The organism is Nostoc sp. FACHB-133, assembly GCF_014698055.1.
GTDB lineage: Bacteria > Cyanobacteriota > Cyanobacteriia > Cyanobacteriales > Nostocaceae > Nostoc.
Genome location: NZ_JACJSH010000013.1, coordinates 133,082 through 156,942, shown reverse-complemented (window position 1 = coordinate 156,942; position 23,861 = coordinate 133,082). Strand labels below are relative to the sequence as shown.

The following is a 23,861-nucleotide window of genomic DNA, read 5'->3' as shown; positions in this document are numbered from 1 at the left end:
ATACCCTTAAACGGCTGCCCATATACCTGTTACCGTGGTAGATACATTATGTGTATTTACTTATCTTTACACAATTTGGTTTTTTCACCCTGTCCTACTTATCGACTATTTTAAATTTTATAACGATAAATATGGCCATCCTGCTGGAGATGTCTGTTTACAAAAGGTGGGTGCTGTCTTAAATCTGAAGGCGCAAAAACATCAAGATTTAGTAGCGCGTTATGGTGGCGAAGAATTTGCTGTGATTATGCCATACACCCATGCATCTGGTGCAATTCACGTGGCCGCAACCATACAAGCGGGAATCAAAGATTTGCAAATTGCTCACGCCGGATCTGCGGTGAGTCAGTATGTCACGCTAAGTATGGGCGTAGCAACTCTTGTCCCTACTTGGGAATCCTCACCTTCAGATTTGATTGTGCGAGCAGATAAAGCACTCTACGAAGCAAAGGCAGGGGGGCGCGATCGCTTTATTTCAAGTTTTTAATTGTCATTTGTCATTTGTGAATACCCATTGCTTAAGAAGGATAAACTGGCAGCGTGAAGTGGAACCATGCTCCGTTATTGGGGGCAGAGTCTACCCAAATTTGGCCATAGTGTGCCAGGATAATACGTTGGCATAAACAAAGACCAATGCCGTAACCTTCTTTACCTTCATCCCGTTGCAGGCGGAAGTGGTTTTCAAAGATGCGATCGCGATTCTCTACAGGAATCCCAGGCCCAGTATCGCCAATACTAAACTGAACTTTTTGGGTAGTGCGGTGCAATCCCGAAACGCTAATCTTGCCACCTTCTGGGGTATATTTGATGGCATTATCCAATAGATTCACTAGCACTTGGCGGATGCGTTCTGGATCAGCATATACATAAGGTAAGTCACTAGGAATATCTGTTTCAACCTCTTGGGATTTGGCGGTGTAGCGATCGCACAATTCTTCGAGTACATCTAAAAAAACTTTACCTAGTTGTATCTTTTGTGGTAATATGGGAAACTCTGTATCTTTTCCACGACCTACCTGCAAAAGGTCAGTAATCATTCGGTCAATGACCTTAGTTTGATTGCGGGCTTGTTTTAATAAATGTGCTGTCATCGATGGCTTGAGGCGCTGGAATTCCCCTGTCTCTAGATTGTAGTTAGATTGGAGAGTTTCCATTGCGATCGCGGCAGCAGTTAGGGGATTACGGAGATCGTGCGCCAGCATCGCAATCACCCGGTCTTTAAACTGTAGCTGCTCTTGGAGATTATCTTTTTCCTGTTTCAAGCGAAAAATTTCGTCTGAGAGTCGGATTAGTTCAGCAGAAACAGCAACTGAATGGATAGTGGATTTGGGTAATGTGCCCCGACCATTGTCGTCCATGTGTTCTTGCAAGTCTTCCTGTAATTTTAAGTAAGCGTCTACAGCGACTTGCCAGCGAGGCCACCAGTTTTTCAATTGCGCTATGATATTACTCCCAGCCAAAACCTGTCGTGGTTCAGGATGGATTTTGATTAAAGCTGGCGTTGCTACCAACTTAAAGTGTTCTGCTAAGTAAGGTTGTTGTCCAACATCGATAGTTTGAACTTCAAAAGTATACTCAGCCTGCAATTCTTTTAAGTAAGCACGTATTCGCTGCACCTGTTGGCGGGACTTAGGTCGTCCATCGACAAAAAGTAACAGCTGGAGTGGAGCTTCAGAATAAATAGGCTGATCCTGGGAAACTTGCATGTAATCGTGTTTCAGCACTGGTAACAACCCGGTGACGCTTTACAGAAAGTAAAATGGACTGACGGTTGTCGATGGTCGTTGTTTTGGTCTTCAATTTAATATCTATTTTAGATTTTCATACTGCTCTTAGTTCTGCATTTTTGACACTAAATATATCTTTTTCAGCCTTTTGCCCATTTTTGACTAACTTCATCTCCAAGAAACACCCAAGACCCTTGAATATAAGCCTTAGTTTGCCCTGAATGAAAAATTGTCGCTAGAGTTAGCAGGTGAAAGGTTTAATACTATGTCAAATCGGCTAGTAAAGCAGTATGTCAATTTGACTACTCGCTTTCAAAAAGCGATGCCTACGGCGGGCAAAGCCTACGCTCAACTAAACGCAGATGCTAATTGTATCTAATCTATCAGGAAGCTGTTAACTGTTTAGACCAAGTTTGTGGAAAGAGGGTTTTTTCAACGCCAGTGCATCCAATGAAGTGTCTTGTTTGCCTCAACCTAATCATTATTAGGATTAGGAAAACAGCTATAGTTAACAACTATGTACTGCCTATATATAACTTACGAAGCGTACTCTGTGTCCAGCCTTCCTAAAAGAAGACCTGCCTATCTCAGGAGAATAGGGGATGGGTTGCCCTAAGACAACCTTTTGGATAACATCAGGGCGATGCCTACGGCGATAAACTACGCACTTTTAGAGTCAGTACTTACTGCTTCCGAGGCTGCCAAGAAACTCTTGACTACAGCACAAGTACCACTTTCCCCAGAAATTCTATTGATAGAAATTAGGGAAACTGCTGCGACACTTGACTGTTTTGTTTATGACCCCAGTTGCCAAGAATAATGAACTTACGCTAAGTCCTTGGAATTGCTGAACACTGGCATTTTCTGGCTATTGCCTTATTCAGCTTACCATCGTCAGATGAATAATTTCTAGAATCGATTGTAAGCCAGTGTTAGCGAACTTTAATTGATTTCCCTCTTTGGGTGAGGCTAAGGGGGCTTTATTCCTAGTCTATCACTTTAAGTGTTTAGTGATCGCATTAAGTTGTGCATCTGGAAGCAGATTAAAGCTTTTAGTAGCTAAAATGTTCTTTAGAGAGTTCGCAATCAGTTATTTCCTCTGCCAATTGAATATTTAGAGAAATATCTCAAAATATAGATTCTCAATCTAGTAGTCTTGCCAATACGGTTCGGATAAGCATTTTTCACTTTCCTTGTAGTCTGGGTAAAGGTTAAGGGTTAAAGGGGAAAGGATGTATTCAAAACCTTTTCCCTTTACCCTTTCCCCTTTCCCCTTTAACCGAACCGTATTGGTAGTCTTGCCATATTAATTTTGAGCAGCACTAAACTGGTGACTACAAACTCCCTTAACCTGTCCTAATCACTGTGAGCTTAGAGTCTCAAAATTATAAAACTCTTGTATAGCAAGTATTTCAGATTTATTTCCGTTTTTTTTCCAAAAATGTTAGTTTGCCAGAATTTTTGGGAACTCTATAAATAAGCATGGGAATTATAAAAACCTAATGGCTGTAAAACGAAGACAATACGGTAGCTTTTGCTACCGTTTACTCATTTTTAGAGATATTAATAAAGACATTTACTAAGACAACGTGCTGAGTCGGTAGTGTCTTTTGCTGATACTGAGAGCCAGGGAGCAGAAGAAGCCGGGGAGTAGGTGGTAGGGGCAAGGGGTAAGGCATAGAGGCAGAATAAAAATTAGCTCTTTCCCCTCTGCTCCCTGCTCTCTTCCCCTCTGCCTCTTCTGCCCAATGCCCAATTAATGAACAGTCTGCGCTAGGGTAGGAATTGAAACTCATTTGTGATTTCCTGTGCTTCCCTGTAAACGTCCAGCTGTATTTCTAATTTGGGCTGTTCTACTGACTTCCTTAACAGCCTGTGCTAACAGTCCAGTTGCCAAAAACCTTGAAGAATCTTTGGCGGCAGATCCGAAGCTGCAAAGCAATCCAGTTGTCTTTGGAGAATCTCAGAGTAAGCAACCACAAGCACAGCCAAACGATTCAACAGTTCAGTTACCAGCTGATTTTCCCAAAGATATCCCCCTATATGCCAATGCCAAACTAGAGGAAGTTATACCTGCTAGCGGTTCAGAGAATAAAACCTCAACTCGTTGGTTGAGTTCTGACCCTAGCAACTTTATCGCTAGCTTTTATGGCAACCAGTTTAAAACAAATAACTGGCAGATTTTGCAACAGCCAACAGATGATGCGGGAGGTACTTTTGAGGTACGTCGTAACGATTTACTGTTGAAGATTTCCATTCAGCCTAAATCAGTTACTAACGCTACACCCAATCAACCCCAAACCGCTACAGAATTACTAATTGATTACGTACCGAATAGTATTGCTACGGCACAAACTACCCCAAATACAAATTCTAACGAAGCTACTAACGTCGTTCCTCAACCAGGAAATCCACAGTTCATTGGCCCAGTACCACCTGCAAACTTGGCAGCACAGCCACAAAGTACGCCTAATAACCAAACAACTCCTACAGCCACAACTGAATCTCAAGAATTCAGCGATCTAAATAAAGTACCGCAAGAATGGCGGCAACACATCCAAGACTTAGCCGCATTAGGTGTTTTATCCCTAGAACCAAAGGCAACTAAGAGTAATTCTACTAGCACAAATAACCAGTTTGAACCCGGTAAAATTGTTACACATCGGGAATATGCTCGTTGGCTAATTGCTGCTAACAATGCTATGTATGCCAGCAATCCAGCTAAACAAATTCGCTTGGCATCAGAAAGCACTCAACCAGTTTTTAGTGACGTTACCGCAAAAGACCCTGATTTTCCAGCAATTCAGGGATTAGCCGAAGCTGGGCTAATTCCTAGTCCTTTGTCTGGAGATTCCACAGCCGTTTTGTTTCGTCCTGATGCACCCTTAACGCGGGAACAATTACTGTTGTGGAAATTACCCCTAGATACTCGTCAAGCTTTACCTTCTGCTAACTTAGATACGGTTAAACAGACCTGGGGTTTCCAAGACGCAGCGCGAATTGACCCCAAGGCTTTAAGAGCAGTGCTGGCTGATTACCAAAATGGCGAGCAATCGAATATTCGGCGGGTGTTTGGCTATACGACTCTCTTTCAGCCCAAAAAACCAGTAACTCGTGCTGAAGCTGCTATGACTTTGTGGTATTTCGGCAGTCAGAGTGAAGGTGTATCAGCGACTGAAGCTTTGAAGCTAAAGCGAAGTTAAAGCGATGTCTATGAAGGGTTACGCCATTCTGTTGCGGTTAGTTTATTCTTAGCAGAAAAGTGGCAATGCCCAAGCTTTAGCATGGAAAATTTGCGATTTCTTTGTAATACACTGATTTTTTATCAAGAAAATGTAAATCTAAATGTTTTCAGCGTTTTTACCTGTGTTTGATGAATTTTTGAGGCATAGTTAGGTAAAACAACGTAAATTAACTCAATATACGTACTTAGTTTGAATTAACTCAACAGACAAATTGCCAGCGATCGCCTTTTCATTACTTTGAAACAACTAAAAAATACCACAGGTAAAACAAATATGAAAAAACAAGCTGTAGCCGCAGGATTTGTTCTCTTATCTTTCATGTTACCGCTTAAGGCGAGTGCGGCGAGTTTTAGCAAATTTTACGTATTTGGCGACAGCCTCTCTGATACTGGCAATGTCTTCGCTGCTACTGGTGGTTTAGTCGCTCCGACAACAGCCATTCCCCAAGACCCACCATACTTTCAAGGACGTTTTTCTAATGATCAGGTGTGGGTAGACTACCTGGGAGATCAGCTAGGATTAACACCTTCTCCATACATTACTTTAAATCCTAGTATTCCTAACCAAGGGATTAACTTTGCTGTCGGTGGTGCTAGTTCTGGTCAAGGTAATGCTGTTGTTCCTAATGCACCGTTACCAGGAGTACTGGAGCAAGTCGGCTTGTTGACGCAACAAGCCAATCAGAAGCTTGATCCAAATGCCCTCTATGCTGTGTGGGGAGGTGCAAATGATTATGTGTTTGGTCAAGCTACTAATACGACTCAAACAGTTCAGAATTTATCAAATGCAGTAGGGTTACTTGCCTCATCTGGCGCAAAAAATATTTTAGTCTTTAACTTGCCTGATTTGGGTAAGATTCCATTGGCATTCGCTACAGGTTCATCTAGCAACTTGACTGCTTTGACAAATGAGCATAACCAGGAATTAGCAGAGGAACTAGGCAAATTTAGCAATAACTCTGGTCTGAATCTAATCTATGTTGATGTGTTTTCCTTATTTAATCAAATACAAGCAAATCCAGGGAAATTTGGGTTTCAAGATGTGACTACCCCTTGCGTAGTTGGGAATTTCCAGACGATCATCAGTGTATGCTCCCAACCAAACGATTATTTATTCTTTGACTCTGTGCATCCAACAACAGGCGTTCATAAGTTAGTTGCAGATACAGCACTGGCGGCGATTGAGGCTAAGTCTGTTCCTGAACCTGCGATAAATTTGGGAATTTTAGCCCTTGGTGCTTTTGGTGCAGTAGGAGTATTGAAGCGTCAACAAAAAAGATTAACGCTTGGATCAACAGGTCGGGTTGTTGATGCACAATTGTCTCATACAACAGTTGAAAACTAAACTAACTGTATTGATGTGGGATTACGATCGCTTATTTGAAATTATTGAAGAATTAGTTATGCACCACTCTCCTAGTGGTGCAGAAGCTGAGATTAACCAGTTGTTGATGCAAAAATTTGCAGCGCTGGGTGTAGAAGTGTGGTGCGATCGCGCCGATAATATTATTGCCAAAATTCCAGGGAAAAATCCAGACCGAGCGATCGCCATCACCGCACACAAAGACGAAATTGGCGCAATTGTCAAGAATATCGGTGATGAAGGTCGTGTCAAAGTCAGCAAACTTGGCGGTTCTTTCCCGTGGGTTTACGGCGAAGGGGTTGTTGATTTATTGGGAGATAACGAAACTATCAACGGTATTCTCAGCTTTGGTTCCCGCCACGTTTCCCATGAATCGCCCCAAAAAGTCCAGCAAGAAGATACTACTGTGAAGTGGGAAAATGCCTGGATTGAAACGAAGCTTACATCTGCCGAATTAGAAGCAGCTGGCATTCGACCTGGAACTAAAATGGTAATCGGCAAGCATCGCAAGCATCCAATTAGGTTAAAGGATCATATTGCCAGTTACACCTTGGATAACAAAGCCTCTGTTGCCATTTTGCTAGCTTTGGCTGAAAACCTGAAACAGCCAGTTGTTGATGTTTATTTGGTAGCTTCAGCCAAAGAAGAAGTAGGAGCAATTGGAGCGCTATTTTTCACCCAAAATCAGTGTTTGGATGCGTTAATTGCTTTAGAAATTTGTCCATTATCTGAGGAATATCCTGTTAAAGATGGGGAAAGTCCTGTACTTTTATCTCAAGATGCTTATGGGATATATGATGAAGGGCTAAATGGACAACTACGCCAATGTGCCAAACAGTTGGATATGCCTGTGCAATTTACAATTCTGAGCGGGTTTGGTAGTGATGCTTCCATTGCCATGAAATTTGGTCATGTTGGGCGTGCTGCGTGTTTGGCGTTCCCTACCCAAAACACACATGGATATGAAATTGCTCATTTAGGAGCGATCGCTAACTGTATCGATTTGTTAAAAGCTTTCTGCGAAACTGAGTTTGAGTGATTGGTAATTAGTGGGAATGCGTAGCTTGCCACCGTAGGCATCGTTTTTACAAGCATTATGCTAGAAGCTTAATTTATGTCAAACTTTAATATTGAGGAACACTTTCGCCAAAGCCGATGATGGGATTTGAACCCACGGCCTGCTGATTACGAATCAGCTGCTCTACCACTGAGCCACATCGGCGTACACAATCTAAGAGTATAACACGATTTAATCATGGTAGATCAAAATCTCAAAAATCGCCTGAACCCTGAACAGTATGCCAGCCTCAAAGCAGAAATAGCCGCTCCTTATCGCGGCTTACGACAATTTATCTACATCGCTTTCGGTGCTTCTGGTTCCATTGGCGCATTCGTGTTTTTTTTCCAAGTGCTTGCCGGACGCGATGTAGAGAGTGCTTTGCCTAGTTTAGCTCTCCAAGTAGGAATAGTTGCCCTAATGGTCTTCCTTTGGCGCTGGGAACAGCGTCGGCAACAATCAGGGAAAAGTCCTAATTCTTGAAGAGAAAAATTTTAGCTGATGACTTTTTTACTCTTTATTTATATATATCTTTATATTGATTAATGCTTTTATGAAGATTAAAATATAAAGAGAGAAAAAATAAAAAAATTATTAGGAAATCCCAAAAAGTAAAAATTTCTGAGAAACTAGAAATCGTTGAAACGGGGTCAGCCATATATAAAGACCCTGACCATAAAACAAATCACATTCAAATGGGGTCAGTTATATTTAAAGACCCCAAATTTTATGTTTAAAAAACCCCAAAATTAATAAAAATCGCAATCTTGGAAGCGCCAGACTAATAATTTGTTAGTCTTGGCGCTTTCAATTTGCTAACTAAGCATTTACTGGGCTGTTACCAAATAGGATGAAGGAATTGGTTGGGCACGTCCAGCACTGACGAGTGCCTGGTAAACAAAGGCGGCAACCTCGGCTCTAGTCGCTTGACGATTAGGATTGAGTTGCTTCGCTGTGGGATAGTTGATTACTAGCTGCTGTGCAGTTGCAGCCGCAACAGGAGCGATCGCATAATTAGGAATCTGGGCAGCATCGGTATAAAAAGAAAGGACGTTCTGATTATTCGCAGTTAAGCCCAAACCATTAGCTAAAGAGACTAGCACCTGCACTCTGGGAATTTGCTGCTGTGGTTTAAAAGTGCCATCAGGATAACCAGAAACAAATTGACTCTGGAAAGCAGATTGAATTGCAGCGTAAGCCCAGAAATTTGTTGCTACATCTTTAAACTTAATACCTACGCGTTTGACTGGTGGTGTTAAAGCTTTAGTGACAATAGTGGCAAATTGAGCGCGGGTTACAGGTTCATTGGGTTTAAAGCTGCCATCAGGAAAGCCAGCAATAATATTTTGAGAAGCTAAAGCTTCGATGTAGGTTTTTGCCCAGTAATTTGCTGGCACATCTTTAAAGGCAACAGGCCCACCAGGCGGTACATCAACAGCTGCGGCAACAAAATCTACTGAGCCAAAAATCTTTTTCTGATCGATATCGTTGCCAACAGCGACAATCTTACTGGTTTTAGTGGCGTTGTTCACATCATAACGAGTGTTATTGCGGATAAGATTACCACCAGGATTTTCGTTGGTGCCAAGGTCAGGTAAAGCACTAACAGTTGCGACTACACCATCCCGCTTATTGTTCTGAATGACATTCTTACGCAATACGGGCTTGGCTGACTCTGAGATAAAAAGACCATCTTGGTTTTCGACGATTTGGTTTTCCACAATTAGGGGTGTGGAAGTACCACCGATCGCTAGACCAAAACCAGTATCCTGAAATAAGTTACCCCGAATTTCTCCTTGAGCAGCTTTAGCAATTGAAATCCCATTGCCTTTGTTTTGGACAAAGATGTTACTTTCAATTTTAGGATTGCCTGTACCCGTCACAAAAACGCCCTCTCTAACACTGTTAGTAAAAGTACTGTTTTTGATAGTGGGATTAGTTGATTCCACCCACACAGCCGTACCCCGGCTATTTGGGTTGGTAACGCTGACACCAGTAATAGTGGTATCTTGTTCGGCAAGGATGGTAATGTCTTGTCTGGCAAAGGTACGACTAGTGTAGAAACCTCCACCTGTAATTAATATTGCCTGACCTTTACTAGCTTCATCACCTCGCAGTGTCACTCCTGGTTTAAGCAACAATGGGAAGGTTTCGCCACTTTCCTGGTTATAGTTCCCAGGTGCTAATTGAATAACTGCACCTGCTTGGGCTTGACTGAGAGCGAAACTGATGCTTTTGTAAGGTGCAGCTGAGGTTGTCCCAGCACTAGCACTGTCTACACCCGTTGCGGGATTAACATAAATTGCTGCGGCGGTTGTCGGAACTTGTGCTGTGAGAGTTGGGGCGCTCGCTTTTGGGTGAGTCGCACCAGCATTAACCGCACCGGGTAGTAATATTGAACCGCAGTAAACCGCAAGCATTGCCGTTAGTCCGGCTCCCCCGCGTAAAGTATATCTGAGATGACTGCTAGAAAGAAGGCGAAAATTTTTCGCTATAGAAATGTGAAAACCCCGATATTTCATTTTTTCCGTCTGTGATGTGCTGAATTACGGTATGTCGAACAAGGTTGAAACTAGCAGTCTTATAGCTGCTGTAAACCCATGCAAAACTATACTGGATGATTAGCACTGATTCAGCTAATTTCCTTAGATACATCACAGAACTTATACATTAGTTATATTATTTTATTCAGAAAATTTTACTAGTACAAGACGGCGCAAGTTTGCCTAGCTTTAACAAAGGGATTTTGCCCCTTGTTAAGCCCCAAGTCTAGTTAATCCAGATGATAGCTGGATTTTTGCCAAGCTGTAGGCTTTCAGGATAAGGCAATGTCTATCGCTGTTTTGTCTAAGCGCTCATCCTGTCTTTGCTTCGATTACTGAATTATTTATTTTTTGGTATTTCCTAAAGCCAGATGCCGCAACTAATTCTGCTGGAATATCATCACAGGAAAAGCAAACCTATTGGAAATTGAGAGAAATGCTTTTTAAATTTTCGGGGTTGCGTCGCACCTTGGTTTTACTAGGTAGTACCTGTCTTATACTTTTGTCTAATCCTACCTTTGCTGCGGAACGAGTAGTGTTGAACTATGGTATTTTCCGTGAATCACTTTCAGTAGGCGAACTATCCACCTTTGCCCAAACAGGTGAACTTTCACGTTCATTACGAGTTAATTTTGCGTTAGCACGACAAGATCCTAAAGCTATTCGTAAGTATTTAACAGAGCCTGTGAAAGTAAACCTGGTATTTTTAGATAGAGTTCTGAATAGCCAGATTGGTAATATTATTTTGGATCAAATTAGTCAAGTTATTTATACACCGTCTCACAGAGCAGATCGGCAGGCTTTGCGATCTGCTTTGGTACTTTCTGCAAGTCAAGATGGGCAGGTGTCGCTAATCGAAATTATTCAAAATTATCCCACTAATGAAGTGGAAGTTGATGGCAAACGCTTGGAGGGTGCATACCGTCAACTTCGTCGCTTGCAAACAAGCCTACAAGATTTACTCAATTTTTAGTAAGCTAAAGTTTCTAAAGTTTCCCTTAAATACCTTTGTACCTGCTGTTCCAAGCGAATTCCGTGTAATTGAGCATCACGTTCTAGTTGCCAGCGTTGAAAACCGGAACTAGTGGAGATCGCACATTTGAGGCTATACCAAATTTCAGTATCAGCAGAAAATTGGCGATCGCTAGAAGCTGGAATTTGAGCCATAGTTCCTCATTCCTTTATTTTTACTTGCAAGGTAATTGGGCATTGGGTATGGGGCATTGGGCATCGGTATCCCGATTCTTCTCTGCCCCTCTGCTTCCCTACTGCTTATTTTTAGCCTTTTAAAGTAAATAATATTACTTTCAGGGCTGTGATGAATCTGTATTAATCCTAAACAAGGATTGCAATAATCGGGGCACGATTTGATTAACCCGTACCCCTAAAATTGTGAAATCTTGCTTAATCTTTTCTAAAGATAATGGTTCTATGCCAGCGAATTCTGTCTCATTAATCACTAAAACTCGCATTACACTCACAGGTATTTGTAAAAATAGATTGCTGCCTAAAAAGGCTAATCCCGCAAGCACTAGTGCAAGGCTGCGCCATTGTGGAAGGAATTTGGCTGAATCTGCTACTAATGGGGCAAATTGGTAAAGATGCCACAGCACCCAAATCGACAATACTGCTGCCACTAATGCCAGGATACGATTTAACTTTGTATTAATTAAACAGAGAATTTTTCGCTGCCGCTCAGTCAGATTTTCTGGTTTTAGGGCTATTCCTAAAAGAGCGAATATATAAAAAGGGCGACGTAACTGCATCCATAGCAGGGGGAGAATACCAATGGCGGCAACTAAAAATAGCTCCATCCAGACTGGCAAAAACGGCTCGCCTACAGACAAAAATATTAAGCAGAGTACTAAAAAAACAGGCAACGTCGCCAACCCAGCGACGTGAATCCACAAAATAGGTTCAGAGCGAAATGAATGCATAGTAAAAAGTTATGAGTTAAGAGTTAGGAGCTTGGAATTAGCAGTCTTTAACTCCTAACTCCTAATTTATTACTCCTAACTTCTAACCATTTTACCCTTAACACTATCTCGTTAAGGTGAGAGTGCGGCGCTTCGTAACCATCTGATAGGATTCGATGATGTCACCTTCAACCCAATCATTGAATTTATCCATACCGACACCGCATTCATAACCGGCGTTGACTTCACGGGCATCTTCTTTCATCCGTTTTAGGGAATCAAGGACACCTTCATAAATCACCTTACCGCCGCGTCGTACTCTGACTTTGCAGTTACGAACTAGCTTGCCAGATTGAACGTAGCAACCGGCAACAGCACCGCGACCGACTGGGAAGACGGCACGAACTTCGGTTTGACCCAAGGGTTCTTCCACCAACTCTGGTTCCAAAAGACCTTCCAAGGCATCTTGGATATCTTCTAGGAGTTTGTAGATGACGTTGTATTCCCGGACATCTACACCCGCTTCATCGGCGGCTTGTCTAGCGCCACTGGCAAAGGTGGTGTTGAAGCCAATAATTACAGCGTTACTGGCAGCTGCTAAGTCGATGTCTGTCTCGGTGATTTCCCCAGCAGTAGCCAAGAGCATCCGAATTTGGACTTCGTTTTGCGGGATTTGCTTGAGCGCTCCCACAATGGCTTCTACGGAACCTTGTACGTCTCCTTTCAAGATCAAGTTGAGTTCTTTCAACTCGCCTTCTTGTGCTTGAGCCGATAAGGTTGTGAGGGTAACACGTCCTTGTAACAGGCGGGATAGGCGTTGTCTGTCGGCGCGATCGCTAGCGAGGGCTCTGGCTTCTTTCTCGTTCTGGAAGACCTCGAACTCGTCGCCTGCTGCTGGCACATCACTTAAACCCAACACCTCGACAGCAAAGGAAGGAGAAGCGATATCCACTCTCTTGCCTCTGTCATCCACCATCGCCCGGACTTTACCGAAGGCCGAGCCAGCTACTAAGATATCTCCCACATGCAGGGTGCCATTCTGAATTAGCAGGGTAGCAACTGCTCCCTTGGCTTTATCCAGATGTGCTTCAATGACAGTTCCTTTGGCGGTACGATCTGGGTTAGCAGATAGTTCTCCAACTTCTGCTACCAAGAGAATCATTTCTAAGAGCGTATCCAGATTTTCACCTCTGATGGCGCTCACGGGAACCATAATTGTCTCACCACCCCAATCTTCTGCGGTCAGACCATACTGGGTCAGTTCTTGTTTCACCCGCTCTGGCTGTGCCCCTTCTTTATCAATCTTGTTGATTGCAACAACAATTGGCACTCCCGCAGCTTGAGCGTGGCTAATAGCTTCAATGGTTTGGGGACGGACACCATCATCAGCAGCCACTACTAATACGGCAATGTCTGTTACCCTAGCTCCTCTGGCGCGCATTGCTGTAAAGGCTTCGTGACCAGGGGTATCCAGGAAGACTATCTGCTGTGGTTTGCCCTCATGTACCACATCCACATGGTACGCACCAATGTGTTGAGTGATACCGCCAGCTTCGCCAGCAGCCACTTTTGTTTTGCGGATTGAGTCGAGCAGGGTTGTTTTACCGTGGTCTACGTGACCCATAATTGTCACGACAGGCGGACGGCGATGAAGATATTCTTGGTCTTCTGCGCCGACCATTTCCGTAATTTTCCGAGCTTCTGCTTCTCGTTCGACGGTTTCTACTTCTATTTCTAGTTCTTTTCCTACCAGGGTAATTGTGGGAATATCCAGATTTTGGGTGATACTCACCGCCATGCCTTTGAGGAACAGGATTTTAACAATCTCTGTATCGGGAACGGCTAAAACGTCGGACAGTTCTTGTACAGTTAACGGCCCTGTGATCGTCACCTTTTCGGGACGATCGCGCTTTGTATCGGCTTCTTGTTGGCGACGGTTATTGTGATGGTCTCGGTTGGAACCAGACTTAGAACCAGGTTTTCTACTTCCTCTAGCAGTTGGGGCGCTAGCAAGGCTTGCACCCGGCATCTGTACAGGTCGAGTTGCTTTTGGTTTGGGAGGACGAGCGATGGAAAGGCTGACTTGGACGATTGCTGGTGAGTCGATATCGTCATCATCCAGCAAATCTTCTTCAAATTCATCATCCAATATCGGCTTGATCCGCTTGCCTTTAACGCCAGCTTTAGCCTTCTCTTTAACTTCGTCGATTATTTCCTCTTCTACCCACTTCTTGCCGCCTTTGGTCGGGCGAGGCGGACTTGGGCGTTTCAAATCGAGGAGATCGGGTGTAACTGGCTCATCACCCAGTCCTTGAGATTTGCCCGCTATTCCTGACATTTGTCTGGGTGGAGTAGCGATCGGCATTGCGGCGGCTACAGATTCACCAGGACGCGCTGGTCTGGGTCTTTGCCCCTCTCCTAGTTGTGATGGTGCAGATGGTCGATTGCCTCTCTGCTCTGGTCTGGTGGGTGCAGGGGTAGGTCTGGCCTGTCTTTGTGGCGCAGATTGTGGAGACTGGTCAGTTGGCAGTTTAGCAACTCTGGGTTTAATTTGCTCGCGATCGCCTTCAACTGGTCGTAGCCGTTGGTCGCGTTTGAGAATCGGTTTATCTGCTTGAGATACCGGCTCATCTGACACTTGGGCTACTTCTGCTTGGGCAACTTCTGCCGCCGGTCTTGCCGGAGGGGCAACTAATTGCGGTTTGATCGGTTTTTCCGATTTCGGTCTTGGTGGAACTACTTTTTCCGGTTTTTGGGATGCTACTTTTTCCGGTGCCTGACTTGGATTAGGTGTTTGTTCCAAGTCGGTGACAGGAGGTTGCTCTTGAGTCTCAGATTGAGTCCGGGGCACAGGTCGAGTTGGTGCCGCCGGCCTCATGGGTGAGGCTGGTGTAGCAAAAGGCCGTGGAGGTGAGGGAGGATTAGCTTCAGACAAGGCAGCTTGGGTATTGTTGGCAACTGACGCCTCTGGGGCGTTGGAGGTAGTATTTCTCAATATTTTGGGTTTGCGTATTTCCAAAATTTGCTGTTTGTGGGGTGCAGCAGGTCGGTTACGTCCGCCGTTTGGTGGTGAATTTGGCTTATGGCTGGTTGTACCTAGTTCCTTTTTGGCTGAAACATTGGTAGCTGCGAGCTTTTCCGCAGCCGTGCGGATGTTTTCTGCCTCGGATTCTGAAATCGTGCTGCTATGACTTTTGACCGCGATACTGAGCTGGTCGCAAATTGCTAGTAGCTCTTTGTTATCCAAATTCAATTCCTTTGATAATTCATAGATTCTAACTTTGCCGTTGGTCATCCACTCTTCCCCTTTAATTTACAGTTTTAGCGGATGGTTGCCTGGTTTGCGACATCTCCATCCTTGGATTACTGTTTTTAGACCGCCGTTTAGTTTTTGCCGGTGCCTCCAATCAGGAAAGAGAGATGTTTCGGTTTAATAATGGCATCCCCACCAGGAATGATGGTTGAGGGACACCCATAAAAATTTTTTAAATAAAAGATTTTTATAGGAATCCTTGACGCCGAACTGCGCCTGAGCGCTACCAGGTTGCCATTTTGTAGTTTCTTGTTTTGTTGATTCTGAATCTTCCACAACACAATCGATTACATCTTGTTCTGGGAAAGTTGCCTCGCCTCTCTTAAATTATTGGAGAGTCGAATGCTTTTTACACCCATTTACTATTTTGGCACTAACCTTAACGATCAACAGAGGGTGTGATGAAAGCACGACTTCGGCTTTGGCACAATTCCTCTGGTGATGATGTCACAAAGTTGTTCCAATTAAATTTGGTTTTGGGTATTGCTGCTGGCTAGACGTTGCGACAAGCTTTGGTACAGTGTTTCTGGCACTGATGCATGTAGCGATCGCCCTAGTCGATTTTTTTTTTGAGCCGCTTGTAAGCAACTCGTTTGCGGACAAATATAGGCAGAACGCCCCATGCCCTGATCTAATTGTACCTTTCCCGATGGAAAGACGCGGACAATCCGCCAAAACTCATCTTTTGAGCCTACTTTCCGGCAACTAATACAGCGCCGATAATTTGGTTTCATCAGTTTTCTGCGATCTCAGTCCAGCATTCTGGGTGTAAAAATAAGTTTTTTATTACTATTTTTTACTTATACCAAGGTGTCTTTCAGGAAATAATCCTTAAGACTCGGACTACAATCAACATTATCAAAACTTTACAAGGTTAATCAATTATTCGTCATCGTTATTGTCAAAACTATCCTCCTCTTCTAATTCGTCCTGATTTTCATCTTCTAATTCTTCGTCGAATTCAAGCTCATTTTCTTCTGCCTGATATTTTGCTCTGACGGCGGTAAATTTCTCATCCTCTCCGGCATAGTCGTATTTAGCTTTGTCTTTGATGTCTATTTTCCAACCAGTCAGGCGGGCTGCCAAACGGACGTTTTGTCCTTCTTTCCCAATAGCTAAACTTAGTTGATCTTCAGCCACAAGTACGTGAGTTTGCCGGGATTCTGGATCCATAAGGCGTACTTCATCCACCCGTGCTGGACTTAAAGCATTAGCAATGTACGTTGCTGGGTCTGGCGACCAGCGAATTACATCTATTTTTTCACCGCGTAATTCGTTGACTACCACTTGAATTCGCGATCCCCTGGCTCCGATACAAGCACCAACTGGGTCTACATCGCGATCTAGGGTATCTACTGCTATTTTAGTCCGGGGACCGACATAACGGGAGGGGGGGTTTGCCTCCCTTGCTACGGCAACAATCCGTACCACTTCATCTTCGATTTCTGGGACTTCGTTGGCAAACAGATAAACCACTAAACCCGCATCAGCACGAGACACCAGCAACTGTGGCCCTCGTTGTTGACCTTGGGAGACTTTTTTAAGATATACCTTGAAGGTGGCATTTGCCCGATAATTATCGTTAGGCAACTGTTCCCGCTTCGGTAATTCGGCTTCTACTTCTGGCTGACCAAAGCCACTGCTAACTGCCAAAACCACAGATTGCCGCTCAAACCGTAGGACTCTTGCTTGCAAAACAGTTCCTTCTAAATCTTGGAACTCTTCTTGCACCATCTGGCGCTGTTGATCCCGTAATTTTTGCGCCAATACTTGCTTGGTTTGCATTGCCGCCATCCGACCAAATTCTCCTTGGTCGGGAGTCACATCTAGTACAACAGAGTCCCCTAACTGCGCTTCGGGGGCTACTTGTTGAACTTCGTCTAGAGAAATCTGATGGTCTGTGTTATTTACTTCTTCAACGATGGTTTTGGTGGAAAGAACGCGAAATCCCTCTCCGTCAATATCGAGTTCTACTTCAAAATTTTCAAAATAATCTTCGTCAAACTGTTTTCGCTCTAAATTTTGGGCGCGACGATAACGTTCGTAGCCTTTGAGTAGTGCTTCTCTAATAGCTGATTGAACTGCAAGACGGGGTAAATTCCGCTCACGACTTATACTTTCAATTAATTCTTTTAATCCAGGTAAAGTAACCATTGACATAAGCAATCTCCTTTAAAAAGCAGGGAGTGGGGGCTGAAAGCTACGCATTAAATAGAACCAGGGATTAGAGAATAGCTTTACACTAGCCCCTAATCTCTAGCCCTTAGTCCCTAAACTCTAGGCCCGAAACTCTAGCCTTGAGCGAATGGCACTCTAGTCTGTAATTCCTAAGCCCTAGCCCTTTGTTTATCGGCGCTCGTCTAGCTGCACCTTAGTAATTAGGGAGCGGGGAATTTCGACTACACGACCTTTTTGGTTTAAGTAAAGTGTTGTCTCATCCCGGCGAATCAACTGACCAATCCACTCTTGTTGTCCGTCGTAGGGAAGCGTTGTGGAAATAATGACAGGAAATCCTTTAAAGGAAATAAACTCCCTGTCTGTTACCAGTTGCCGCGAAATACCAGGACTAGACACTTCCAAGACATATGTATCTGGAACGATTTCCGCAGCATCTAAGGAGGCTTCTAAAGCACGGCTCATCCTCTCACAATCATTCAATCCGGTGTCTTGCTGAGGATTGCGAATGTCTACCCGCAACACTGGTGGACTTTGGTGAGTGTGAAAGACCACGCCAACCACTTCCAATCCCAGTTCTTCTGCTACTGGTGTCGCCAAATCAATAATTTGTGGAACTAAAGGATGAGCCATGAGAGAATTCAATAAAAAAAGTGGGCACTGACCCACTTCCTGCGATAGGTATATCTTCCAAGAAGTCTTGTGACGAATCAATGATGGTTCGCCCTCATTCGAGTTTAGCGCATTTAATGGATAGTCGAGTATAGGCAGTCGGTATAGGGCATAGAGAAGAGACAAGGGAGACAAGGAAGAGACTTGTTCAATAATTTCCCCTTGTCCTCCTTGTCTCCCTTTTCCCCTAATCCTTTCCTGCTCCCCACTCTCTCTACCCTTCGCGTATTTTTGGCAGAGTGGTGCTTTTCTCAACGACTGTTGGAACTGATGCTTGTGTGCGTAGCTGCCTGGTTTGCTCGATAATTTGGTCTATGTCTTCTTGGGATAAACGCTGGACGTAGTTGATTTTGATTTCCTCTAAGAAGTCAAAAAGTAAACTCTGAATTTCGGAAAGTACATGTTTTTCCTTCATTTCAGATCCCAAAGCTTCGCTAAACCTTTCTACGAGTTGACTGGTGAGTTTTGCGCCAACAGGGTCTTCAACAGCGCTAACTAAAGTTTTATAAAGATTAGTTGTGATTTGCGTCGCCAGTTGTTCGCTTAACTGAGTTTGAGCTTTTCCCACGCCAGGGAGATTCTGGAGGTTGCGGTAGACGGGGACTTGATGGAAAACGGTTTCGATGTTGTGGCGCAAAATGGCAACGATTGCAGGTTGAATATCAGGTAAGACTTGGTAAACAATTGTTTTTACCAAAAGACCTGCGATCGCTTCCACTTCATTCACATTATTAATATCTATGTAGGGACGTAAATTTTCTTGTTGTGAGAGCCAATCCGTTAACTCACCCCGTTGAATTGAACCCTGAACCTGGTTAATTACCCTTACTACTACTACTTCTGTGAGTTCTTCAGCAAAATTGGCGACAATCCCCTGATGAATTTGCTTTCGCACTGGCTGGAGATCCAATAAATGCGCTTGATCGAGGCGGACTAATACAGGTAAGATTCGCAGCCAACGCCAAAATGGTAGGAGTAAAAATACGTCGTACCAACGCCACAATAGTGCTTCAAACCAGCTTAAACCAAGATGTCGGCGTTTGATTAAGAAGGTACGCCCCAGCAATTCTACGCCAAATAAAATCACGAAGGGTAAGTCAATAATCCAAAAATTATCCACAAATTCACCACTTTCACCGATTTGGCGGTAGTAGTTAGTGGCAATTAAAGGGCGGATGCTCTTGTTAAAAAAATTGATTTCTTTAATCCAGCCATTTTGCGAGAGGTAAGGCTGACTCCAAAAAATGGCAAAGGACTGTTTTGCAGATTCGTTACCGATGTGCGATCGCATCCGCTTTTTGATTTTTTCCAAAGTCCCACTTTTATTAACTCCAGCAAAGGGGTTACTGTCAATCATCTCGTTGCTAAGACGCTTTATTTGCTCTAGTCTGCTTTTTACCTCAGAAGACTCTAATCCTGTTTGGCTGACTTGTTCTTCTAATGCGTCTACTGTTTCTAGATAACTTTTTGTGTCTCGGTGGGGTTCAATACCTTTTATTGGGTCATAAATCTGAATAACTTGCGGAAGTTTCCGTAAGTAAAAATCTCGCCAAGGTACGTAACTTAAATTAAACAAAACTAAACCTAAATTTACAGTGGTAGTAATTGCCATAAATCTTTCAAACCAAAGATTCCTCTGCTTAGAAGATTTTATATCTTTCTTTTTTTGTTGCATTTTATACATTTTTTGGATATTTGGAATATCAGCTTTTTCATCCATTAATTTTCGTTTCTTTCCAACCAAGTACAGCAATTTGCAGTTGAGTAGACCTCAGTATAAATGTATGTATATGTATTTATGTCAACTTAAGATTAAAAAAATGCTTAGAGACAAAGGGTTTAAGTTGACACCGATCCACATAAATGCATCAATATCGAAATTGAGTGTTCAAAGTATGTATTCGCTTCAAATGATAACCTCTGCATCTCTGCCAATACAAGATACGTCTTTTGATGGATGACATGAATTATCTTTTATACATGTGGCTAACTTTGGCAAAAATTATTCAAAAATTATTCAAAAATCATTAAAAAATCGCGAAAAAAGTTATTAAACAAACTTAAAATGCAGCTGTTAACATTTATAATCCTGCTGATTTAATCCAAAGGAGTTTTAAATATGTGGTGTGGTTTTGGAAAATCAAGCGCAACTTTTGCTGTTACTTGCCTGATAAGCGCTAGTGTGGTAATTGCAGACACAGGTTTCGCAGCACCTCAACGTAGCTATACGCCCCAGCAATTCCGTTCTGTGTTGCGAGGTCTAGGCTATAACGTCAAGGTAACAAATGGCCCTTTGACAGATGAGGAAACCAAAAAGGCAATTCGTGAATTTCAGACAGGTTATAAGCTAAAACCAGTTGATGGGATAGCAGGGCCAAAAACCCAAGATTTTGCTGCTAACATTGTTAAAATTCTGCACACAAATTTGAATGCAGTAGTCAAGCCTAATCCTCCCCTACCGCGCGATCATTTTTACGGTTCCCGCACGGAAGAAGTGGTGAAGGAGTATCAAAAGAAACATCAGTTGCAAGAAACTGGAATTGCTAATTTAGCACTCCGCCAAAAGCTGAATGAAGAAGCAAAGACAGTCTTGAGTCAGCCAACAGCTAAACCAACGGCTACACCGACAGCTAAACCAACAGCTACGCCAACAGCTAAACCAACAGCTACGCCAACAGCTAAACCAACAGCTACGCCAACAGCTACACCGACAGCTACACCAACGGCTACACCGACAGCTACGCCAACGGCTACACCGACAGCTACGCCAACATCTACACCCTAGTCTCCACAAAAACCCCTACCCAAAGACCCTCAAGTCATCTGATTTGGTTCTTCTAAGGGTCTACCCTTGGGTATAGGTAGAATTGGACGGGGGTCATTGTAAGGCATAGGAATGTACTGCACGCTGGGTCGCCCTCCTTGCGCCTGTGGGTACAAGTCCATGAGATCATAAATAGAATGGGGCAGTCCGACAGTTACGGGCAGCCCCATTTCTGTTGCTTCTTCAATAGTTATGGGATAGTCGTGGGTGACGCGCCCGGTTGTCAAGGCTTCGATAATCGATTCGATATTTTCTGGTAGAACTTTTTGTTTGGGTATACTGTCTTTAAGCAAAGTTCTTACAAACCTCTGTACCTGCCCAATTGCTTTGCGTGAGAGGTCGGCCATAATTAAAGTTTGATCATCAATCTCACTGATGGGTTTATCTTCAATTACTTGTAGGATACTTGCTGCGGGGTAATTACCCAATTGGGGATCAATTGGCCCCAAGACAGCGTTAGCATCCATAATAATTTCATCAGAGGCCAGGGCAAGCATTGTACCGCCACTCATCGCATAGTGCGGGACAAAGACTGTGACTTTTGCCTGGTGGCGAATTAATGCTCTGGCGATTTGTTCTGTTGCCAAAACCAAACCGCCAGGGGTGTGCAAAATTAAGTCAATTGGTACATCTGGGGGTGTGAGGCGAATAGCTCGTAAGATTTGTTCTGAGTCTTCGATAGTAATGTAGCGAGATATGGGAATTCCCAGAAAGCTAATAGACTCTTGGCGGTGAATTAACAAAATTACCCGACTTTTGCGTTCTTGTTGAAATTCTTGTAAAGCACGCAAGCGGCGATATTCTATTTGACGTTTTTGCCAAAGGGGTTGTAAGGAAGTTAGAAGCAGGAAAATCTAAAATAAATCACCAATACCAAAACCCATAAAATTATTTATTGTTCAAAAATCACGGTTGCCGTGATTTTTGTCACAAATTTGGGGCGATCGCAGTTCTATCGTAAGACTAGAAGATGTAGAGGGGGATAAGGTAGAGAAGGAAGATTTTGCTCTCCGTTCCCCTACTTCTTCATCTCTCCCGTCGCCAAATCTTGATAGTATCGTCATCACTACCGCTCACTAGGGTTTGTCCATCAGGACTGAAAACGACACATCGAACATAGCTAGAATGCCCTGTAAGTGTGCTGATTTCTCTACCACTGTGTAAATGCCACAGTTTGATAGTGTTGTCCCAACTGCCACTAGCGAGAAATTGCCTATCCTGGCTAAAGGCAACTGACCAAACTGAATCAGAATGACCACTGAGAGTGCGAATTTCTCTGCCTGTGTTTACGTGCCACAATTTAATTGTGTTGTCACCACTGCCACTAGCAATCATTTCTGCATCGTGGCTGAAGGCGATACAGTTGATGAAGAAGGAATGACCTGTAAGTGTGTAGATGTTTCTGCCCGTGTATACTTGCCACAGTTTGACGGTGTAGTCATTGCTGCCACTAGCCACAAGGTGTCTATCCTGGCTGTTCGTCGTTGTAGCTGTTCTCGGAGAATAAGCGATTGACGAAACTGAGTCGGAATGACCTGTGAGAGTTTGAATTTCTATACCAGTGTTTACTTGCCATAGTTTAATTGTGCAGTCAGCACTCCCACTAACAAGAAACTTGCCATCTGGACTAAAGGCAACAGAATTCACCCAGTTAGTATGACCAGTAAGAGTGCGAATTTCTTTTCCGGTGTTTACATCCCACAATTTGATGGTGTTATCCCAACTACCGCTAGCTAAGATTCCCCGGTTCAGGTCTGTAACTCCCCCAGATTTGCCAGAATCTGCTTGATAAGAAAAGTTTGAAGAGATTGGGCTAAAGGCGACGGAATTAACCATACTAGAATGACCAGAAGACCAACGACCCACTTGACGCACTAGCTTGCCAGTACCCAGTTGCCAAAGTTTAATAGTATGGTCATTACTGCCACTAGCAATCAATTGTCCATCTGGACTAATAGCGATCGCATGAACCATACTAGAATGACCTCTGAGGGTCTGTACGCATTGCCAGTTTTGCTGGTCTAATACAACAGGTGGAGGTAATTTTACTCTGGGCGTTATCACTAAGGTGGATGTTGCTGGTGCTATATTTTTCTCGTTTTCAGGGCCCAATAAATCCAACCACTCCTGCACAGATTGGGGACGATAGGTCGATTCCAAATCCATGCCGCACATAATAGCTTGATTTACCCTATTGCTGATGTTGGGATTAAAATATTGTGGTGGTTCTAAATTAATATTGTGCCGTCTATCATCTGCACTTGTTGGTATCACTCCAGTCAGCAAATTATACAGAGTAGCAGCTAAAGCATAGATATCAATGTATTCTCCTCGTGGCGCTTCTGATTCATACTGCTCAGGTGGGGCAAAACCAGGAGTACGATACACTGTATGTCTTTGAATTACATTAGGAATAAATTCTCTAGCGATGCCAAAGTCTATCAGCACTGCTTCAGATTTATCAATGCGGATCATAATGTTGCGTGGTTTGAGATCCCGATGCAGCAATCCTTTAGAATGGATTAGTGTCAAAGCGTCGCCAATTTGTCTGATGTAGAGCAGCGCTTCTGCTTCTGATAGCACTCCAACCCGTTTTAAATACTGTCCTAAGTCTTCGCCTTCGATGTATTCCATCACCATGCAGGGCAAATTCCCATCATCGAAGATGGTTTCTATTTCTACTATATGGGGATGGTGACACACAGCCAGCCTAACTGCTTCATCACGGAAGTCTTGCCGTAACTTGTTTCGGTGGAGTATCCAGGCGGGGTGGTTCAGGATTTCTTCTTTAAGGGTTTTAATCACTCGCAGTTGATTCCGTTGATTTCTGGCAAGATAAGTAATGCCAATTCCGCCTTCACCTAGTTGGCTTTCGATAATGTAGCGTCCCCCGAATAAAGACTTTCCTGCATTCCACACCATTAGTAATATTTGACAATTGCTGGTATTTATTTTGGCACAGTATCAAAACAGCCAACCCGAATTTTTGGGAATTCCATTTGAATCGCTGTTGTAGATTTTTGGAAG

20 protein-coding genes, 1 tRNA gene and 1 pseudogene are annotated in these 23,861 nt (G+C 43.5%); 8 read left to right on the top strand and 14 right to left on the bottom strand.

Annotated elements, in window-relative coordinates:
- Positions 1-100 precede the first annotated feature (100 nt).
- Positions 101-487 (top strand): annotated as a pseudogene (locus H6G86_RS13515) (GGDEF domain-containing protein); the annotation flags it as partial.
- A gap of 31 nt (positions 488-518) precedes the next feature.
- On the opposite strand, the gene H6G86_RS13510 reads toward H6G86_RS13515, so the two are convergent.
- The gene (locus tag H6G86_RS13510; protein WP_190934754.1) at positions 519-1,724 is read right to left on the bottom strand and encodes a histidine kinase; all 1,206 of its coding nucleotides are present in this window, start codon (positions 1,722-1,724) and stop codon (positions 519-521) included.
- A 646-nt stretch (positions 1,725-2,370) separates the two neighbouring features.
- On the opposite strand from H6G86_RS13510, the gene H6G86_RS13505 reads away from it, so the two are divergent.
- Complete coding sequence (locus H6G86_RS13505) at positions 2,371-2,547, top strand: hypothetical protein (protein WP_190934753.1); 177 nt, start codon at positions 2,371-2,373, stop codon at positions 2,545-2,547.
- A 724-nt stretch (positions 2,548-3,271) separates the two neighbouring features.
- On the opposite strand, the gene H6G86_RS38395 is transcribed toward H6G86_RS13505, so the two are convergent.
- Positions 3,272-3,523, bottom strand: a complete 252-nt coding sequence (locus H6G86_RS38395) for a hypothetical protein (RefSeq protein WP_206758435.1) — start codon at positions 3,521-3,523, stop codon at positions 3,272-3,274.
- A 12-nt stretch (positions 3,524-3,535) separates the two neighbouring features.
- Here H6G86_RS38395 and H6G86_RS13500 point away from each other — a divergent pair, with 12 nt between their 5' ends.
- The 3 genes from H6G86_RS13500 to H6G86_RS13490 all read left to right on the top strand — a co-directional run bounded on the left by H6G86_RS13500 (position 3,536) and on the right by H6G86_RS13490 (position 7,373).
- Positions 3,536-4,930 carry an S-layer homology domain-containing protein gene (locus tag H6G86_RS13500; RefSeq protein ID WP_190934752.1) on the top strand — a complete coding sequence of 465 codons (1,395 nt, stop codon included), beginning with the start codon at positions 3,536-3,538 and terminating at the stop codon, positions 4,928-4,930.
- 315 nt (positions 4,931-5,245) lie between these two features.
- The gene (locus H6G86_RS13495) at positions 5,246-6,316 is read left to right on the top strand and encodes an SGNH/GDSL hydrolase family protein (RefSeq protein ID WP_190934751.1); all 1,071 of its coding nucleotides are present in this window, start codon (positions 5,246-5,248) and stop codon (positions 6,314-6,316) included.
- 13 nt (positions 6,317-6,329) lie between these two features.
- A complete protein-coding gene (locus H6G86_RS13490; RefSeq protein WP_190934757.1) occupies positions 6,330-7,373 on the top strand; it encodes a M42 family metallopeptidase in 1,044 nt (347 codons plus the stop codon).
- A 111-nt stretch (positions 7,374-7,484) separates the two neighbouring features.
- On the opposite strand, the gene H6G86_RS13485 is transcribed toward H6G86_RS13490, so the two are convergent.
- Positions 7,485-7,556, bottom strand: a tRNA-Thr gene (locus H6G86_RS13485).
- A gap of 33 nt (positions 7,557-7,589) precedes the next feature.
- On the opposite strand from H6G86_RS13485, the gene H6G86_RS13480 reads away from it, so the two are divergent.
- The gene (locus H6G86_RS13480) at positions 7,590-7,874 is read left to right on the top strand and encodes a DUF3493 domain-containing protein (RefSeq protein WP_185581893.1); all 285 of its coding nucleotides are present in this window, start codon (positions 7,590-7,592) and stop codon (positions 7,872-7,874) included.
- Between the two features lie 344 nt (positions 7,875-8,218).
- Here H6G86_RS13480 and H6G86_RS13475 read toward each other — a convergent pair whose 3' ends face one another.
- Entirely contained in the window at positions 8,219-9,913 is a 1,695-nt protein-coding gene (locus H6G86_RS13475; protein WP_190934750.1) for a DUF1565 domain-containing protein, read from the bottom strand.
- A 457-nt stretch (positions 9,914-10,370) separates the two neighbouring features.
- On the opposite strand from H6G86_RS13475, the gene H6G86_RS13470 reads away from it, so the two are divergent.
- Positions 10,371-10,907, top strand: coding sequence for an alpha/beta hydrolase (locus tag H6G86_RS13470; RefSeq protein WP_190934749.1), 537 nt, complete (start codon positions 10,371-10,373; stop codon positions 10,905-10,907).
- Here H6G86_RS13470 and H6G86_RS13465 read toward each other — a convergent pair.
- The 7 genes from H6G86_RS13465 to H6G86_RS13435 all read right to left on the bottom strand — a co-directional run bounded on the left by H6G86_RS13465 (position 10,904) and on the right by H6G86_RS13435 (position 19,694).
- Entirely contained in the window at positions 10,904-11,101 is a 198-nt protein-coding gene (locus H6G86_RS13465) for a hypothetical protein (RefSeq protein WP_012412012.1), read from the bottom strand. The genes H6G86_RS13470 and H6G86_RS13465 overlap by 4 nt on opposite strands.
- A 140-nt stretch (positions 11,102-11,241) precedes the next feature.
- Positions 11,242-11,871, bottom strand: coding sequence for a low-complexity tail membrane protein (locus H6G86_RS13460; RefSeq protein WP_114081472.1), 630 nt, complete (start codon positions 11,869-11,871; stop codon positions 11,242-11,244).
- Between the two features lie 103 nt (positions 11,872-11,974).
- Complete coding sequence (gene infB, locus H6G86_RS13455; RefSeq protein ID WP_190934748.1) at positions 11,975-15,145, bottom strand: translation initiation factor IF-2; 3,171 nt, start codon at positions 15,143-15,145, stop codon at positions 11,975-11,977.
- Between the two features lie 482 nt (positions 15,146-15,627).
- Positions 15,628-15,897 carry a YlxR family protein gene (locus tag H6G86_RS13450; protein ID WP_114081474.1) on the bottom strand — a complete coding sequence of 90 codons (270 nt, stop codon included), beginning with the start codon at positions 15,895-15,897 and terminating at the stop codon, positions 15,628-15,630.
- 148 nt (positions 15,898-16,045) lie between these two features.
- Complete coding sequence (nusA, locus tag H6G86_RS13445) at positions 16,046-17,323, bottom strand: transcription termination factor NusA (RefSeq protein ID WP_190934747.1); 1,278 nt, start codon at positions 17,321-17,323, stop codon at positions 16,046-16,048.
- A gap of 186 nt (positions 17,324-17,509) precedes the next feature.
- Entirely contained in the window at positions 17,510-17,971 is a 462-nt protein-coding gene (gene rimP, locus H6G86_RS13440) for a ribosome maturation factor RimP (RefSeq protein WP_114081475.1), read from the bottom strand.
- Positions 17,972-18,224: 253 nt separating this feature from the next.
- Positions 18,225-19,694, bottom strand: a complete 1,470-nt coding sequence (locus H6G86_RS13435) for a hypothetical protein (protein WP_190934756.1) — start codon at positions 19,692-19,694, stop codon at positions 18,225-18,227.
- A gap of 435 nt (positions 19,695-20,129) precedes the next feature.
- Between H6G86_RS13435 and H6G86_RS13430 the strand changes: the two genes are divergently transcribed.
- Positions 20,130-20,795, top strand: coding sequence for a peptidoglycan-binding domain-containing protein (locus tag H6G86_RS13430; RefSeq protein ID WP_190934746.1), 666 nt, complete (start codon positions 20,130-20,132; stop codon positions 20,793-20,795).
- Positions 20,796-20,824: 29 nt separating this feature from the next.
- Here H6G86_RS13430 and H6G86_RS13425 read toward each other — a convergent pair whose 3' ends face one another.
- The 3 genes from H6G86_RS13425 to H6G86_RS13415 are packed head-to-tail and all read right to left on the bottom strand — an operon-like array spanning position 20,825 to position 23,756.
- A complete protein-coding gene (locus tag H6G86_RS13425; RefSeq protein ID WP_313930971.1) occupies positions 20,825-21,688 on the bottom strand; it encodes an SDH family Clp fold serine proteinase in 864 nt (287 codons plus the stop codon).
- 45 nt (positions 21,689-21,733) lie between these two features.
- Positions 21,734-21,898 (bottom strand): hypothetical protein, encoded by a 165-nt coding sequence (locus H6G86_RS13420; RefSeq protein WP_190934745.1) that lies wholly within the window; start codon positions 21,896-21,898, stop codon positions 21,734-21,736.
- Entirely contained in the window at positions 21,861-23,756 is a 1,896-nt protein-coding gene (locus H6G86_RS13415; RefSeq protein ID WP_190934744.1) for a WD40 repeat domain-containing serine/threonine-protein kinase, read from the bottom strand. The genes H6G86_RS13420 and H6G86_RS13415 overlap by 38 nt, the downstream gene beginning before the upstream one ends.
- Between the last annotated feature and the right edge of the window lie 105 nt (positions 23,757-23,861).

Coding starts and splice junctions, on each gene's coding strand:
- H6G86_RS13465 (WP_012412012.1), bottom strand. CDS start 11,101: ATGGCTCAAATTCCAGCTTCTAGCGATCGCCAATTTTCTGCTGATACT.
- H6G86_RS13420 (WP_190934745.1), bottom strand. CDS start 21,898: ATGACGATACTATCAAGATTTGGCGACGGGAGAGATGAAGAAGTAGGG.
- infB (WP_190934748.1), bottom strand. CDS start 15,145: ATGACCAACGGCAAAGTTAGAATCTATGAATTATCAAAGGAATTGAAT.
- H6G86_RS13490 (WP_190934757.1), top strand. CDS start 6,330: ATGTGGGATTACGATCGCTTATTTGAAATTATTGAAGAATTAGTTATG.
- H6G86_RS13495 (WP_190934751.1), top strand. CDS start 5,246: ATGAAAAAACAAGCTGTAGCCGCAGGATTTGTTCTCTTATCTTTCATG.
- rimP (WP_114081475.1), bottom strand. CDS start 17,971: ATGGCTCATCCTTTAGTTCCACAAATTATTGATTTGGCGACACCAGTA.
- H6G86_RS13430 (WP_190934746.1), top strand. CDS start 20,130: ATGTGGTGTGGTTTTGGAAAATCAAGCGCAACTTTTGCTGTTACTTGC.
- H6G86_RS13450 (WP_114081474.1), bottom strand. CDS start 15,897: ATGAAACCAAATTATCGGCGCTGTATTAGTTGCCGGAAAGTAGGCTCA.
- H6G86_RS38395 (WP_206758435.1), bottom strand. CDS start 3,523: ATGAGTTTCAATTCCTACCCTAGCGCAGACTGTTCATTAATTGGGCAT.
- H6G86_RS13470 (WP_190934749.1), top strand. CDS start 10,371: ATGCTTTTTAAATTTTCGGGGTTGCGTCGCACCTTGGTTTTACTAGGT.
- H6G86_RS13480 (WP_185581893.1), top strand. CDS start 7,590: ATGGTAGATCAAAATCTCAAAAATCGCCTGAACCCTGAACAGTATGCC.
- H6G86_RS13460 (WP_114081472.1), bottom strand. CDS start 11,871: ATGCATTCATTTCGCTCTGAACCTATTTTGTGGATTCACGTCGCTGGG.
- H6G86_RS13505 (WP_190934753.1), top strand. CDS start 2,371: ATGCCTACGGCGATAAACTACGCACTTTTAGAGTCAGTACTTACTGCT.
- H6G86_RS13475 (WP_190934750.1), bottom strand. CDS start 9,913: ATGAAATATCGGGGTTTTCACATTTCTATAGCGAAAAATTTTCGCCTT.
- nusA (WP_190934747.1), bottom strand. CDS start 17,323: ATGTCAATGGTTACTTTACCTGGATTAAAAGAATTAATTGAAAGTATA.
- H6G86_RS13435 (WP_190934756.1), bottom strand. CDS start 19,694: ATGTATAAAATGCAACAAAAAAAGAAAGATATAAAATCTTCTAAGCAG.
- H6G86_RS13415 (WP_190934744.1), bottom strand. CDS start 23,756: ATGGTGTGGAATGCAGGAAAGTCTTTATTCGGGGGACGCTACATTATC.